The organism is Deinococcus fonticola (assembly GCF_004634215.1).
GTDB lineage: Bacteria > Deinococcota > Deinococci > Deinococcales > Deinococcaceae > Deinococcus > Deinococcus fonticola.
Genome location: NZ_SMMH01000004.1, coordinates 88,194 through 101,843, shown reverse-complemented (window position 1 = coordinate 101,843; position 13,650 = coordinate 88,194). Strand labels below are relative to the sequence as shown.

General features: G+C 64.1%; 16 protein-coding genes. 6 read left to right on the top strand and 10 right to left on the bottom strand.

Annotated features, from left to right (window positions below; genetic code table 11):
* Positions 1-210: 210 nt before the first annotated feature.
* On the bottom strand, positions 211-603 hold the full coding sequence (locus E5Z01_RS03745) for a hypothetical protein (protein ID WP_119765704.1): 393 nt from the start codon (positions 601-603) through the stop codon (positions 211-213).
* Between the two features lie 84 nt (positions 604-687).
* Here E5Z01_RS03745 and recO point away from each other — a divergent pair, with 84 nt between their 5' ends.
* Positions 688-1,413: a DNA repair protein RecO gene (gene recO / locus E5Z01_RS03740; RefSeq protein WP_135228150.1), complete on the top strand. Its 726-nt coding sequence runs from the start codon at positions 688-690 to the stop codon at positions 1,411-1,413.
* Positions 1,414-1,524: 111 nt separating this feature from the next.
* Here recO and E5Z01_RS03735 read toward each other — a convergent pair whose 3' ends face one another.
* Entirely contained in the window at positions 1,525-2,400 is an 876-nt protein-coding gene (locus tag E5Z01_RS03735; RefSeq protein ID WP_135228149.1) for an alpha/beta hydrolase, read from the bottom strand.
* 145 nt (positions 2,401-2,545) lie between these two features.
* On the opposite strand from E5Z01_RS03735, the gene E5Z01_RS19395 reads away from it, so the two are divergent.
* The gene (locus E5Z01_RS19395) at positions 2,546-2,713 is read left to right on the top strand and encodes a hypothetical protein (protein ID WP_167757753.1); all 168 of its coding nucleotides are present in this window, start codon (positions 2,546-2,548) and stop codon (positions 2,711-2,713) included.
* 107 nt (positions 2,714-2,820) lie between these two features.
* The gene (sdaAB, locus tag E5Z01_RS03730) at positions 2,821-3,486 is read left to right on the top strand and encodes an L-serine ammonia-lyase, iron-sulfur-dependent subunit beta (protein ID WP_135228148.1); all 666 of its coding nucleotides are present in this window, start codon (positions 2,821-2,823) and stop codon (positions 3,484-3,486) included.
* 7 nt (positions 3,487-3,493) lie between these two features.
* On the opposite strand, the gene E5Z01_RS03725 is transcribed toward sdaAB, so the two are convergent.
* A complete protein-coding gene (locus E5Z01_RS03725) occupies positions 3,494-4,012 on the bottom strand; it encodes a GNAT family N-acetyltransferase (protein WP_135228147.1) in 519 nt (172 codons plus the stop codon).
* 90 nt (positions 4,013-4,102) lie between these two features.
* Between E5Z01_RS03725 and uvrB the strand changes: the two genes are divergently transcribed.
* Positions 4,103-6,118 (top strand): excinuclease ABC subunit UvrB, encoded by a 2,016-nt coding sequence (uvrB, locus tag E5Z01_RS03720; RefSeq protein ID WP_135228146.1) that lies wholly within the window; start codon positions 4,103-4,105, stop codon positions 6,116-6,118.
* A 15-nt stretch (positions 6,119-6,133) separates the two neighbouring features.
* Here the strand turns inward: uvrB and E5Z01_RS03715 are convergent, their stop codons facing one another.
* Positions 6,134-6,589 (bottom strand): hypothetical protein, encoded by a 456-nt coding sequence (locus tag E5Z01_RS03715; protein WP_135228145.1) that lies wholly within the window; start codon positions 6,587-6,589, stop codon positions 6,134-6,136.
* 46 nt (positions 6,590-6,635) lie between these two features.
* Positions 6,636-7,901, bottom strand: coding sequence for a uracil-xanthine permease family protein (locus tag E5Z01_RS03710; RefSeq protein WP_135228144.1), 1,266 nt, complete (start codon positions 7,899-7,901; stop codon positions 6,636-6,638).
* Between the two features lie 259 nt (positions 7,902-8,160).
* Here E5Z01_RS03710 and E5Z01_RS03705 point away from each other — a divergent pair, with 259 nt between their 5' ends.
* Positions 8,161-9,072 (top strand): hypothetical protein, encoded by a 912-nt coding sequence (locus E5Z01_RS03705; RefSeq protein ID WP_135228143.1) that lies wholly within the window; start codon positions 8,161-8,163, stop codon positions 9,070-9,072.
* 85 nt (positions 9,073-9,157) lie between these two features.
* Here E5Z01_RS03705 and E5Z01_RS03700 read toward each other — a convergent pair whose 3' ends face one another.
* Both E5Z01_RS03700 and E5Z01_RS03695 read right to left on the bottom strand, forming a co-directional pair.
* A complete protein-coding gene (locus tag E5Z01_RS03700; RefSeq protein ID WP_135228142.1) occupies positions 9,158-9,451 on the bottom strand; it encodes a hypothetical protein in 294 nt (97 codons plus the stop codon).
* A gap of 104 nt (positions 9,452-9,555) precedes the next feature.
* Positions 9,556-10,161 carry a c-type cytochrome gene (locus tag E5Z01_RS03695; RefSeq protein WP_135228141.1) on the bottom strand — a complete coding sequence of 202 codons (606 nt, stop codon included), beginning with the start codon at positions 10,159-10,161 and terminating at the stop codon, positions 9,556-9,558.
* Positions 10,162-10,334: 173 nt separating this feature from the next.
* Between E5Z01_RS03695 and malQ the strand changes: the two genes are divergently transcribed.
* Positions 10,335-11,852 (top strand): 4-alpha-glucanotransferase, encoded by a 1,518-nt coding sequence (gene malQ, locus E5Z01_RS03690; protein ID WP_135228231.1) that lies wholly within the window; start codon positions 10,335-10,337, stop codon positions 11,850-11,852.
* 143 nt (positions 11,853-11,995) lie between these two features.
* Here malQ and E5Z01_RS03685 read toward each other — a convergent pair whose 3' ends face one another.
* From E5Z01_RS03685 to E5Z01_RS03675, 3 genes are all read right to left on the bottom strand, one after another.
* On the bottom strand, positions 11,996-12,553 hold the full coding sequence (locus tag E5Z01_RS03685) for a P-loop nucleotide/nucleoside kinase family protein (protein ID WP_135228140.1): 558 nt from the start codon (positions 12,551-12,553) through the stop codon (positions 11,996-11,998).
* Positions 12,550-13,107 carry an ATP-binding protein gene (locus tag E5Z01_RS03680; protein ID WP_135228139.1) on the bottom strand — a complete coding sequence of 186 codons (558 nt, stop codon included), beginning with the start codon at positions 13,105-13,107 and terminating at the stop codon, positions 12,550-12,552. The genes E5Z01_RS03685 and E5Z01_RS03680 overlap by 4 nt, the downstream gene beginning before the upstream one ends.
* A gap of 94 nt (positions 13,108-13,201) precedes the next feature.
* Positions 13,202-13,639, bottom strand: a complete 438-nt coding sequence (locus E5Z01_RS03675) for an OsmC family protein (protein ID WP_135228138.1) — start codon at positions 13,637-13,639, stop codon at positions 13,202-13,204.
* Positions 13,640-13,650 lie beyond the last annotated feature (11 nt).

Genomic DNA, 13,650 nt, shown 5'->3' with positions numbered 1-13,650 from the left:
GCAGCGTGGACACTCACGCCAGGTTGCATCGAAGACGCGGCGGCTCATGACCTGACTAGAGCAGTGCTCCGAATTCCGCGCTCTGTGGAACTTCACCCCAGAGCGCTCCATTCTCTGTCCTGCTCGTCTGAATTCACTCGCTCCGCTCGAACAAAAAGCACTGCGTTCTTTTGCTAAATGCTCTACGCCAGCCTGCACCCGTTGGTTCCCTTACTCGGCGTGAATGGTCTCGATGGGAAAAATACGGTCGGCCAGGGCTTCCAGGTTCTGCTGTCCGGCGCGTTGCTGGCATCCCTCGGTGGGGCTGCACAGGGTCAGGTAACGCGTGCGCCGGGCCGCCACCACCACGCGGTAGATGTGCGCCTCGCTGCGGCTGCGGGTGTGGTGGCACAGGTCGCAGTGCAGGGCCGCATTGCCCTTGGGGGGCAGCGGCGTGAATTCTGCCAGTTGATCCCCGTGAACTAGCGCCAGCCGCCCGTCTGCGACCGGGTACAGGCCCAGGGTGGGGGCCTTCTCGCTGGAACGCTCACCAAAAATCTCGCGGTGCGACTCCGGGAACAGTTCCCGCAGCAGATCGGCGGCCGTGTGGGACTTCTCGCTCATTGTGCTCCAGTGTAAGGCGGCTGCGCGGCGCAGATTGTCGCCCCCGCCCGAGACCCTGTGTCTCCCAGCCTTTAGACTTTCCCCGTGAGGTCACGCACTGCCAACCGCAGCGGAATCGTCATTCGTCGCCGGGTGACACCGGCGGGGGACATCATCGTGACGCTGCTGACCCCGCAGGGCAAACTGAAGGCCATTGCGCGCGGCGGCGTGAAAGGCCCCCTGAGCAGCCGCCTGAACCTGTTTCACAACGTGGGTGTGCAGGTCTACCAGGCGCCCGGCAACGACCTGGCCAGCGTGAAACAGGCAGTGCTGGAGGGCGCGCTGCCCAAACTGGCCGAACCGGAACGCTACGCTTTCGCGCACCTGATGGCCGAGTTCGCGGACGCCCTGTTTCAGGAAGGCGAATTCAGCGAGCAGGCTTACGACCTGTTCGCCGGGGCACTGCGCGGCATCTCGCACCAGCATGACCCGGAGTGGGTGGCGCTGGTCATGAGCTACAAACTGCTGGGCCTGGCCGGCATCCTTCCACAGACTGCCCGCTGCGCCCGCTGCGGCACCCCGGATCCCGAGCACCCGGATCCGCTGGGTGGGCAACTGCTGTGCCGCCACTGCGCTGCGCTGCCCGCTTACCCCCCCGAGGCACTGGATTTCCTGCGCGGCGTGGTGAAACGCACCGTGCGGGCCAGCATGGACGCCCCCCTGCCCGACGATCAGCGCCCCGCCCTGTGGAAAGCGCTGGAGCGCTTCGTGACCGTGCAGGTCGGGAACGTGCACAGCTGGCGGCAACTCGTGCCCTTTGCCTCAGCCTGAACTGGAGCGTTCGCCTGCGAGAAACAGCGGCAATTCGGGGTCGGGCGGGCCACACAACAAGAGGCTGTTTCTCCCTGGCTGCCGAATAGTCCGCTCAGAAGGCCCTGGTAGTCACTTCAGGCGCCTGGCCTCGATAAACTGGATGATCTCGGCCCGCGTGCCCCCCAGGAAGGTCAGGTTCCGTGCCACCGCGCCCAGAATGGTGATGTGGTTGAGGCGCGGCAGCACCTTGCGTTCCACCTGAGCGCCCGCTTTTTGCAGCGCGGCTTCCATGTTGATGGCGTTTTGTGGATACACCGTGGTGTCGTTGGCCGCGACCAGGAGCAGGTGCGGGGGCGCGTCGGCGCGGACGTGCCGGTCCGGCATGATGTCGTCCGGCAGACCTTCTTCCGGGAAGGCGTTGCGGCTGGAAAACTCCCGGAAATCGTAGCTGTACGGCCCGGCAATCCCGATCACCCCGCGAATGCTGGAGATGGGGACATTCACCTCGCGCAGCCAGCGGGCGTTATCCACCAGCTCCACGGCGTTGAAGCCGCCCGCCGAGTGGCCCGCCACGAACACGTTCTGCGGGTTGCCGCCGTACTTCCCGGCGTTGTCGCGCAGCCACTTCAGGGCCAGCGCAGCGTCCTGAATGTAGGTGGGGTAACGGTTTTGCGGGGCCAAACGGTAATTCATGACGCCCGTCACGTACCCGGCGCGGGCCAGCGACTCGCCCACGAAAGCGTGCTGGCTCTTGTCGCCGCCCGTCCACGACCCACCGTGAATAAACAGCACGACCGGGGCGCTGCGGGCCTCCTGCGGCGCGTACACGTCTATGGTGTTGCGGGTGTCCGGGCCGTAGCGCTGGTTTTGCACCACATTCAGGCCGCGCGGGCTGTTGGTGGCGTTCACGGTCTGCACGATCCGGTCACTGGAGCAACTGCTCAACACGGCACTCAGGGCGGCGGCCCCCATCAGGGCCAGGATCAGTCGGGAAGAAAAACGCATGCGTTTCAGGCTAGGCGGCGCGGCCCCCCGACACGTTCTCTTTGGTCACAGTTCCGGCCTTGTTAAACCAATTCCCTACGCTTCCTAAGGACTCGGCCGGGCAGCAGATGCCCACCGCGCCGCCTTTTTCTCCAGACTGAGAGGCATGACCAACCCCAACCCCGAAAGCGGCGACATCAAGCAGGACGAAGTGGTGGAAGAAGGCATGCAGGGCGCAGACGGCAACGTGGACGCCAACGGGCTGGAGGCCGACATGACCGAAGCCGAGAAGCAGCAAAAGCTGCGGGAACTGCGCGAGAACCTCGACCAGTAAAGCTGTTTTTCAGCCCTCATGTCCCGGTGCCTGCCGGGGCTTTTCATGCCCGCCCCGTCCATGCCTGTACTGTGTCTACCTATACTGCGCCCGCCTATACTGCGGCCATGTCCCTTCTTGACATGATTGGCCCGGTCATGATCGGCCCCAGCAGCAGCCACACGGCGGGCGCGTGCCGCCTCGGGCTGATCGCGCATCACCTGCTGGGCGAAACCCCCCGCAAAGCCACCATCGGCCTGCACGCCAGCTTCGCCAAGACCGGACGCGGCCACGGCACGCACCTGGCCCTCATTGCCGGCATTCTGGGTTTTGCGCCCGACGACCCCCGGTTGCCCCAGGCCTTCGAGGAGGCTGGGGCCGCCGGGCTGGAATTCGAGTTCAGAGACGTCGACCTGGGCGACGTTCACCCGAATACTGCGCACATCGACCTGCACGGGGAAACGCAACACGTCACTATGCAGGGCAGCAGCACCGGCGGCGGCGTCATTCAGGTCACGCAGGTGCAGGGCCTCGGCGTGAACTTCAGCGGCGCAAGTCCCACCCTGATCGTCCGGTACAGGGACGCCATCGGCGTGATCGCCCGCCTGGCCAGCACCATTGCCGCCGCTGAGTGCAACATCGCCACCCTCACCTGCACCCGTGAAGGACGCGGCGGCCAGGCCCTCCTTGCCGTGGAACTCGACCAGGAAATGAGCACCGAAGCCGTGAACTTCCTCAATAGCTGGCAGGTGACGAACTGGGTCAGGATGCTGCCCAAAGTCATGGACGGTTAAAGCACGTTCAGGACAGGCGCTTCCAGTACAACAATGTTCCGGTGAGGCCGCCGTGTGGTTTCAGCGCGAACTCTGGAATTTCCCCGCTGAGGCTGTAGCCCATTTTCTCGTAGAACGGGCCGGCGCCTTCATCGCTGGCGGTATCCAGCACCAGCAGTGTTTTTCCGCGTGCGGCGGCTTCTGCCTCGGCGGCCTGAATCAGCCGCGTGGCGATTCCGCGCTGACGGGCCTGTGGGTGCGTCATCATCTTCGCTATTTCCGCCCGGTGCGGCTGATTTGGCGGCAGGGCGGTCAGCAGGGTCACAGTGCCCAGCAGACGCTGACCTTCCCAGGCGCCAAAAATCACGCGGTTCCCGGCATCCGCCTCATTGAAGGCCGCCTGCCAGAACGCCTGCGCCTGGGCCGGGGAAACAGGGTGCATGAACCCCACCGAGCCGCCCGCCGCGACGGTGGCGATCAGCACCTCGGCCAGGTGCGCCCGGGTTTGCGGCGTGTTCGTGAGCGGGCGGATTTCAGGCGTGGACACGCCGCAACAATACGCATTTCCAAGGTTGTGTGAGGTTCACTGCGCCATCTGGCTTACCTTTCCCTTACGCTGGGGGCGTAAAATAAGCCCATGTTGACTGTCAAGTCCGAATTCAAACCGTCCGGCGACCAGCCCACCGCCATCGCCTCCCTGGTCGACGGACTGGAAAGCGGGCTGCGGTTTCAGACACTGCTGGGGGCCACCGGCACCGGCAAAACCTACAGCATGGCGAAGGTCATCGAGGAAACGCAGCGCCCGGCGCTGATCATGGCTCCCAACAAGATCCTCACGGCGCAGCTGGCGTCCGAGTTCCGCGAGTTCTTCCCGGACAATGCGGTCGAATTCTTCATCAGCTACTACGATTACTACCAGCCCGAGGCGTATGTGCCGGGCAAAGACCTGTTCATCGAGAAGGACGCCAGCATTAACCAGGAGATCGAGCGCCTGCGCCACTCGGCCACGCGCAGCCTGATGACGCGCCGGGACGTGATCGTGGTGGCGTCGGTGTCGTGCATTTACGGCCTGGGTGACCCGAAGGAGTACACCGCCCTCAACCTGATCCTGAAGAAGGGCGAGCAGGTCAGCCGCGACGAGATGTTCGGGCGGCTGGTGAACATGCAGTACGAGCGCAACGACATCGAACTGATGCCTGGGCGCTTCCGCGCAAAAGGGGAGACGGTGGACGTGTGGCCCGCCTACGACGAACAGCCCCTGCGCATCGAACTGTGGGGCGACGACATCGAGCGCATCAGCGTGATTCACCCGCTGACCGGCGACCGACTGGGCGACCTGGACGCCACCGTGATCTACCCGGCCAAGCATTACGTGAGCAGCGCCGGGAACATCGAGCGGGCCATCGTGACCATTCAGGAGGAACTCGACCAGCGCCTGGAATACTTCAAGTCCACCGGGAAACTGCTGGAAGCGCAGCGCCTCAAGGAGCGCACCCTGTACGACCTGGAGATGCTCAAGGTGCTGGGCTACTGCTCCGGCATCGAGAACTACTCGCGCCACATCGACGGACGCCCGCCGGGGGCCACGCCGTACACCATGCTGGACTATTTCCCGGACGACTTCATCACCTTCATCGACGAGTCGCACGTCACCGTGCCGCAGATCGGCGGGATGGCCAACGGCGACCGCGCCCGCAAGCAGACCCTGGTGGATTACGGCTTCCGCCTGCCCTCGGCCATGGACAACCGCCCGCTGAACTTCGAGGAGTTCATGACGAAAACCGGGCAGACCATTTACGTGTCCGCCACCCCCGGCCCCTTCGAGCGCGAGGTAAGCGACAGCGTGGCCGACCAGATCATCCGCCCCACCGGCCTGATCGACCCGCCGGTCACGGTGCGGCCCATCAACGGCCAGATCGAAGACCTGCTGGGCCGCGTGCGCGAGAAAGCCGCCCTTGGGGAACGCACGCTGGTCACCACCCTCACCAAACGCATGAGCGAAGACCTCACCGAGTACCTGCTGGAAAAAGGCGTGAAGGCGCGGTACATGCACAGCGACATCGACAGCGTGGAACGCCAGGTGATCATCCGCGACCTGCGCCTGGGGCACTACGACGTGCTGGTGGGCATCAACCTGCTGCGCGAGGGTCTGGATTTGCCGGAAGTGTCCCTCGTTGCCATTCTGGACGCCGACAAACCCGGCTTCCTGCGCAGCGAACGCGCCCTGATCCAGACTATCGGCCGCGCCGCCCGCAACGTGAACGGCGAGGTGATCCTGTACGGCGACACCATCACGCCCGCCATGAAGTTTGCCATCGAGGAAACCGCCCGCCGCCGCGAAAAGCAGCAGGCGTACAACGAGGAGCACGGCATCACCCCCACCACCGTCATCAAGGGCGTGCGCAACGTCATTCGCGGCGAGGAACAGCCCGACGAGATCAGCAGCGACAATATCGGGGACGACCGGGACAGCCTCACCGCGCAGCTCACCGACCTTGAACTGGACATGTGGCAGGCGTCGGAAGACCTCGACTTCGAGAAAGCCGCCAGCCTGCGCGACCAGATCAGGGCCATCGAAGCGAAGTTGCAAGGAAAAGAGTTCAAGCAGGCCACCGTGCCGGGGCAGAAGGTCAGGAAGAAAGGGCGGCGGTAACGTGCAGAAGGACAGTCACTGAAGACGCTTGAGTGTGCAAGTGCCGTGGCCCGCCTTTCGCGCCGCGTCGTATAAATTACCGTCATTGGGGTTGTGGTTGACGTGCCGTTGCGGAATCAGTGTGCCCAATTCATCCGAGGTGCCGCGCAGCGCATATCCTTCATCGAGCGCGGAAAACGGCGCAATGCAGAAGCGGTTGACCTGACCATCTTGGGTAGCGATCAGAAACCGGACAGGCAAAAATGCGGTTAACGCGCCGCCCTCCGTTTTGAAGCTCCTGACCTTCTCCACGGTTCGAGTTTTCGGAAACTCCCACTCAAGGCCGACCCGCTGCACGGTTGGTAACTCACTGGTGAAACGCCACTGAACTTCCCAGAATTGACCGACTTTTAGTGGGAACTCAGGCCGAGGGCCAGCGCCGCCCGCCAGGGCAGTCGTTGAGCAAAGGATGGCTAGCAAAAGCGTTCGCATCCGTCTCAGACTACTTGACTGAGAGGTGCCTCAAAGCCGCATTTCCTCACACGCTCACGTCCTGTCCCTCAGGCAGCCCGGCGACTTCCTGATGCTGGTGGGGCAGCAGCAGATTGGCGATGATGCCGACCAGGGCGGCGAGGGCCATGCCGTGCAGTTCCAGTTTCGTTCCGGCAATACTCAGGGGGAAGGACGCGCCGCCCAGGCCCAGCACCAGAATCAGCGACACGATAATCAGGTTGCGGCTGTGCGCGAAGTCTATTTTGGCTTCGGCCAGGGTGCGGATGCCCACCGAGGCGATCATGCCGAACAGCAGAATGGACACACCGCCCAGCACGCCTTGCGGCAGGCTTTTCAGCACGGCGGCCAGTTTCGGAGAGCAGCCAAAGCAGATGGCAAAGAATGCGCCGATTTGCAGCACGCGTGGGTCGTACACGCGGGTCAGGGCCAGGACGCCGGTGTTCTCAGCGTAGGTGGTGGCGGCGGGGCCACCCAGCGCGGCACTGGTCATGTTGGCCAGGCCGTCGGCGAGGAGGGTGCGGTTGAGGCCGGGGTCTTTCAGGAAGTTCTTGCCGACCACGCGCCCGTTCACGATCACGTCCCCGACATGCTCGATGAACGTCACGACGGCCACCGGGGCAATAATCGCCACCGCCCGCCAGTCCAGCGCCGGGGCGTGAAAATCCGGCAGGCCGAACAGCGGCGCGGCGGCAATGTCGGCCAGGGCCTTGCTGTCCACCTGCCCGGTCAGCAGCGCGACCAGGTAGCCGGTCACGACGCCCAGCAGAATGGGAATCATGCGGAAGAGGCCACGCCCGAACACGCTGGCCAGAATGGCTGCCAGCAGCGTGGCGAGGGCCAGCCACCAGTTGGTTTTCGCCTGATTCACGGCCACGCTCGACAATCCCAGACCGATCACGATAATGACCGGGCCGGTCACGACGGGCGGGAATACGCGCAGCAGCCGGTCGGTGCCGAATATGGTCACCAGGGCGCTGAACAGCAGGTACATCAGGCCTGCCGCGATCAGGCCGCCGCCCGCCGCCGCTGGCCCCATCTCCTTCACGACCAGGGCAGTCGGGGCAATGAAAGCGAAGGAACTCCCCAGAAATATCGGGACTTTCCCCTGCGTGATCAGGTGAAACAGCAGGGTGGCGACCCCCGCGCCGAACAGGGCCACGCTGGGCGATAGGCCCACCAGAATGGGCACGAGAACCGTGGCACCGAACATGGCGATCGAGTGCTGTAACCCCAGCACCACGCGGCGCTCCGGTGGAATGTTAGCGGGGGAGGGGGTGGGCGTTTGGGTCATTTGGCCTCCGGGGCAGCCGTGAACACCCACCGGCAGGCGGGGGATGGGCGTGCGTTTTCCCTGAGACCCCAGCTTACCTGACCTGGCCGCCTTGATCCTGGTTCGCTTGAGCCCAACCGACTTGACCCTGACTTGCTCCATGAATCGTCACCAGCGAAGCGGGCACTCGCCTGAAGAGAAGTGAGGGACTGGAAAGGGCCGGCTATTCGGACTTCTGGGCTGACAGAACCTTGCCAGAGGCCTCCATGTACGGTGGACTGTGTCGAACTTCCGCCGGGCCTTTCTGCTTCTTCCCCTTTTCTCCCTGATGTGCAGTGCGTCGGCGGCGGGCCTTCTGGGGACGCGGGCAAGTTTTTTCAACAGTGCCTTCTGCCGTCAGTACGCCTGCGGTGAGCCCTACCGCAGCGGTCAGAACTGGATGTACCGCCTGAACACCGGGGACACGGCTTTCATTCGCCGGGAGAACAACGACGCGCAGGGCCGCATCGAACTCATGGCCGTGTTCATCAACGAGGACAGTTTTCACGCGGACGTGGATCGCCGAACCTTCGCGGATTTGCAGCGCACCGCCATCGGGCAGGTGGCCTTCACGGGGCGCATCGAACCCTGTTACGGCGCGTCGGGCGTGCGTGAACTGGTGAGTTATCCGGCGCCGAATGCCCGCTCGGTGCTGTGCATGCGCGAAGGCCGTCAAACAGCCGTGGCCCTGCTGGCTGATCTGAATGCCACGACCTCCACGGCGCCCGGATCGTCGCCAGCGCCCACTGTGGCAGGTGCCCGCGTGAAACTCAACCAGTGGCAGTTCACGGGTTGCCGCAGTGAGCGGGGCGTCACGTCCTATTTGCCGCTGGGTCTGGGCGCGGCCTGCACGTTGCAGGTTCAGGGGAATTTCAACGGTCAGCGGGTCCTCAGCGCGTCGTTCGAGTACGAGCTGGAATACCCGGTGGGAGGCGTTCTCGCCAAGTTTCGCGTAGAGGGTCGGGACACCTACTCTGCGGCGGGGGGCGGAAATGTGAAGCTGACGCCGCAGGGAAAGACCTTGAGCTTTACCTTGCCCATCAACGTCCGGGCACGGGCAGACCGGCGTTACGTGCGCCTGGGCGTGATCGGCACGCTGGTGTTTGCCGACGGCACCAGCAAACGCGTGTACGAAACCCTGAACATCCAGTGAATGAGCATCCCAGCCCCTCAATACTGAAGTGACTGGGAAGGGGCGAGCAGAGCCAAGGGGAGACCTGGCACCGCAGAAGCGGCGCTTACACCACGATGCGTTTGAACTGCCCTTCCTCATCGGCGGCCGAGAGTTGCCCGTAGGCCAGTTCACGCGCGACCACTTCAGCGACGTTCAGCCCGACCTCCGGCGCACTTCTGCCCTCGCTGGGGGTGGGCTGCGCCACCACGTCGAAGCCGCGCAGTTCGCCGTCGGCGTCGAGGTAGCGCACCTGCACGGTGAAGTCCCCGGCGTTGACCTGCGGGGTCACGGTCAGGCCGTCGCGGGGGTCCGGGCGGTAGGCGCTCTGAAAGGCGGTTTGCACGTCGCTCAAGTTCATGGCTCCAGTCTGACGGCCTCCCGCTGCCGGTGCGTCAACCGTTCGTTTAGGCTGAGGAACCTAAAAAGCCCGCCACCTGGGCGGGCCTCGCTATGCCGGGGCGGTCAGTCGACAGTTTTCAGCCAGGCATAGATGCCCGCCACTTCGTCGTCGGTCACGGCGGTGGTGTCGAACTTCATCATGGGCGGGGCCAGGGTCTTGGTTGGCGTGTTGCCGTCGCGCAGGGCGGTCTTGAATTGCTCCTGCGTCCAATCCTTTACGGCGTTCAGTTTGGGTGCCATGCCGCCCATGCCGCCCTCGGCGTTCGCACCGTGGCAACCGGCGCAGGAGGCGGCGTATTTGGTTTTGCCTGCCTCGATGTCCCCGGCGGGTTCGCTGGCGTGCGCGGCGTTCGCCGTTTCGGCGGGGGCGTTGCCGGTGGCCCCGGCAGCGTTGGTGTTGTCCACGCCGGGCGTTCCGGCGTTGGCGGTGGTGCCGGCATCGGTCGGCGCGGGCTGCGTTTCGCCGTGCGCCGCGGCATCGTCGCTGGGGGCGGGCGTGGCCGCAGCGGGCGTTTCCACATGGGTGGCCGTCCCTTCAGGGCCACTGGCAGCGGCACTGGCGTGGGCCGCCGCTTCGTCCGGGGTGGTGGCTTTTTTGTAGGCGATCACGGAACCCGCGAGTGTTCCAAGCAACAGGAGGGTCATGGTGACGGCGAACGTGTTCTTCATGAACCTCAGGCTACCATACGGTCAGGGGGCGTTTGCCCGCCCACGACGCCCTGAAACCCAGCCTGAAGAAGCGGCAGGGTGGCGGCATGTGCGCCCCTGTTCCCGTGAATGCTCTACACTTTGCACAACTCGTTGGAAGTGATTCCATCAACCTGCCTTCGGAGGTCAACTTCATGACGCTGAACCGCGCTAGCGGCATCCTTCTCCACCCCACCAGCCTGCCCGGCCCCTACGGCATCGGCGAACTCGGCATGAACGCCCGGCATTTCATCGACTGGCTCGCGCAGGCCGGACAGACCTACTGGCAGGTCATGCCGCTCGGCCCGACCGGGTACGGCGACAGCCCCTACCAGGCCTTTTCCGCCTTCGCCGGCAACCCTTACCTGATCGACCTGGCGACCCTCAAGGAAGAGAAGCTGCTCAGCGACGCGGACTTCGCGGCCATGCCCGACTTCGACCCCTTCAAGGTGGATTTCGGCGTGCAGTACGTGTGGCGTCACCAGATGCTCGACCGCGCCTACGCCAAATTCGTGTTCGACTCTACCCCCGAACTGCACCGCGAATTCGAGGACTTCAAAGCCGCCGAGGCCAGCTGGCTGGACGATTATGCCCTTTTCATGGCCCTCAAGAACGCTTTCGGGGGCCTGCCGTGGAACGCCTGGGAAAGTGGCGCGCGCGACCGCGACCCGCAGGTGCTGAGCCAGGCCACCGAGCGCCTGGCCGCCCAGATCGACCGCGTGAAGTTCGTGCAGTTCCTGTTTTTCCGGCAGTGGACGGCGCTGCGCCAGTATGCCCGCGAGCGTGGCATTCAGGTGATCGGGGACATCCCCATTTTTGTGGCGCTGGACAGCAGTGACGCCTGGGCCAACCGCGACCAGTTCTTCTTCGACGACCAGGGCCAACCCACCGTCGTGGCGGGCGTGCCGCCCGATTACTTCAGTGAAACGGGGCAACTCTGGGGCAATCCCCTCTACAACTGGGACGCCATGCAAAAAGACGGTTTCCAGTGGTGGATCAAACGTTTTCAGGGCAGCCTGAAACTGTATGACCTGATTCGCGTGGATCACTTCCGGGGCTTCGCCGGCTACTGGGAAATTCCTTTTCCGGCCGTAAACGCTATTCAGGGCCGCTGGGTGCCCGCGCTAGGCCACCAGATGTTCGAGGCCGTGTTCGCTGCGCTGGGCGAACTGCCCATCATTGCCGAGGATCTGGGCGTCATTACGCCCGATGTCGACAAACTGCGCGACGACTTCCATTTTCCCGGCATGGCGGTGTTGCAGTTCGCGTTCGGCGGCGGGGACTTCAGCGTGAACGCCTTCCTGCCCGAAAACCTGAAGGAAAATCAAGTGGTGTACACCGGCACGCACGACAACGACACCTCGCGCGGCTGGTGGGTGAACGCTGCCCCCGAAGAACGCCGCAACTTCTCGCAGTACGTGCAGCATGACCCCGCCGAGGAAGCCTTCGCCGGGCAGCTCACGCGCCTGGCCTTCCAGAGCCGCGCGGCCCTGGCGGTCGTCCCCCTCCAGGACGTGCTGAACCTGGGCAGCGAGGCCCGCATGAACCTGCCCGGCACCACCGGCGACCACAACTGGACGTGGCGCTACAACCCCGCCACCCTGATGCCCAGCCTGGCCGACAGCCTGCGCGTGCTGACCGAGCAGACCGGCAGGCTCAGTTCGCGCCCTTGATTTACAGCATTTCACAGAAGAACAAAGTGCTTTCTGCCCGAACGAGCGAGTGAATTTATTGAGAACGGCACAAGTTTGTCTTGGCGAAGCGAGGCGCACTGCACGCTGCACAAAGCCAGGAAGCGACAAGCTAATCCAGACCTCTAGAAAAGCTGCCCGGCCTGATGCGCGATCAGTAAGGCCGAGTCGGCCGGAGAGAGTGCCGCCGTGTCGATGCGAACAGCATCACGCGGCGGCGCCAACATTCCGGCCGACGCCAGCGTTTCGCGGAGTTGCTGCGGATCGCGCATTTTGGCCCGTTCCAGGCGCTCCGGCAGGGGCAGGCGCCGGGCGAGTTCCTCCACGCTGCATTCCAGCCATACGGGCAGGTATGTCGCCCCACGTTGCGCGGCCAGATCCCGCACCCGTTGCAGGGCCGCCGGGCCGGACGGCCTGTTCGTCAGGTAACTGGTAAAGATCTGATTCACATCAGGCGGAGCGAGTCTTGCCGCCTCCAATCCCGCCTCACGTACCCGCGCGGCCAGGGCGTGAATTTCAGCCGGGATCGGCCGCAGTCCGTCCGCGCCATAAGGTTTGAATACGGCGTCGTTGAACAGGTGATTGTCCAGCAGCACCGCCCCCGTCAAACGCGCCAGATGCAGTCCCACCGTTCTTTTTCCGCTTCCAGGCGGGCCGACCAGATGCCACACGAACGGCGTCATTTCAGTCCCTTATCATGCTCGTTGATGGCCTGCGCAGCCTCGGTAGGGGAGAGGCGACTGGTATCCAGCGTGAAAGCCCCATTCGGAACGGGAAGAACGCCGTGCCGCTCCAGAACTTCGCGCAGCGTGCCGACATCGTTGATCTTCTCGCGCTCGGCCCGCTCAGGGGAACCCATGCGCCGCTCCAGCGCCGTGACCGGGCAGGTCAGGTAAACCGGGAGAAACTGCGCGTCACGCGCTGCCGCCAGTTCACGCAGACGCTCGATGGCCTTTGGTTCATTCGGGTCGTCGGCCAGGTAATTCGTGAAGATATGGCTGACTTCGTGTGGAGCGAGTTTCACGGCCTCCAGCACGGCACGGTACACCTGCCCCACCATTTCCCAGACATTCTCAGGCCAAGCTTCACGGTGACGATTGCCGCCCAGCGCTATGAAAACCGGGTCATTGATCAGGTGATTGTCGATCAGTGCCGCTCCGGTCAGGCGCGAGAGTTCCTTCCCGATGGTGCGTTTTCCACTGCCGGGCGGGCCGATCAGGTAGTACAGGTGACTCATGACTCAGGCTAGAGGGCTGGATACCGGGGTGCATCTGCCAAATGCACTAAAAACCGCCCCAGCCGGAACCGGGGCAACTTTTGCAGATTGAGCTTTATTCCAGAATCGCTTCGTGAGTGATCTCCACGTTGCCCTGCATGACGCGGCTCAGGGGGCACTTCTCGGCGGCGTCCTTCACGTGCGCTTCAAAGTCGGCCTGGTCGCTGCCCGTGACTTTGCCGCGCACGACCAGGTGCATCCGGCTGATCCTGAAACCGGGGCCGTCCTTCACCATCTCGCAGGTGGCGTCGGTGCGCAGGTCTTCCACGGTGTGCCCATGGTTGCTCAGCAGCGCCGAGAGTTGCATGGTGAAGCAGCCCGCGTGGGCGCTGGCGAGCAGTTCCTCGGGGTTGGTGCCGGGGCCACTCTCGAAACGGGACTGGAAGCCGTACTGGGCGTCCTTCAGCAGCCCGCTTTCGAGGCTGACGGTGCCCTTGCCGCTTTTCAGGTCGCCTTGCCAGTGGGCCGCTGCTTTTCTTGCGATGTCTGCCATGCCTTTCAGTG

Bases quoted from the DNA above. Each gene is read 5' to 3' on its own strand.
- E5Z01_RS03745 (WP_119765704.1), bottom strand. From the start codon at position 603: ATGAGCGAGAAGTCCCACACGGCCGCCGATCTGCTGCGGGAACTGTTC.
- E5Z01_RS03735 (WP_135228149.1), bottom strand. From the start codon at position 2,400: ATGCGTTTTTCTTCCCGACTGATCCTGGCCCTGATGGGGGCCGCCGCC.
- E5Z01_RS19395 (WP_167757753.1), top strand. From the start codon at position 2,546: ATGACCAACCCCAACCCCGAAAGCGGCGACATCAAGCAGGACGAAGTG.
- sdaAB (WP_135228148.1), top strand. From the start codon at position 2,821: ATGTCCCTTCTTGACATGATTGGCCCGGTCATGATCGGCCCCAGCAGC.
- uvrB (WP_135228146.1), top strand. From the start codon at position 4,103: ATGTTGACTGTCAAGTCCGAATTCAAACCGTCCGGCGACCAGCCCACC.
- E5Z01_RS03715 (WP_135228145.1), bottom strand. From the start codon at position 6,589: ATGCGAACGCTTTTGCTAGCCATCCTTTGCTCAACGACTGCCCTGGCG.
- E5Z01_RS03710 (WP_135228144.1), bottom strand. From the start codon at position 7,901: ATGACCCAAACGCCCACCCCCTCCCCCGCTAACATTCCACCGGAGCGC.
- E5Z01_RS03700 (WP_135228142.1), bottom strand. From the start codon at position 9,451: ATGAACTTGAGCGACGTGCAAACCGCCTTTCAGAGCGCCTACCGCCCG.
- E5Z01_RS03695 (WP_135228141.1), bottom strand. From the start codon at position 10,161: ATGAAGAACACGTTCGCCGTCACCATGACCCTCCTGTTGCTTGGAACA.
- malQ (WP_135228231.1), top strand. From the start codon at position 10,335: ATGACGCTGAACCGCGCTAGCGGCATCCTTCTCCACCCCACCAGCCTG.
- E5Z01_RS03685 (WP_135228140.1), bottom strand. From the start codon at position 12,553: ATGACGCCGTTCGTGTGGCATCTGGTCGGCCCGCCTGGAAGCGGAAAA.
- E5Z01_RS03680 (WP_135228139.1), bottom strand. From the start codon at position 13,107: ATGAGTCACCTGTACTACCTGATCGGCCCGCCCGGCAGTGGAAAACGC.
- E5Z01_RS03675 (WP_135228138.1), bottom strand. From the start codon at position 13,639: ATGGCAGACATCGCAAGAAAAGCAGCGGCCCACTGGCAAGGCGACCTG.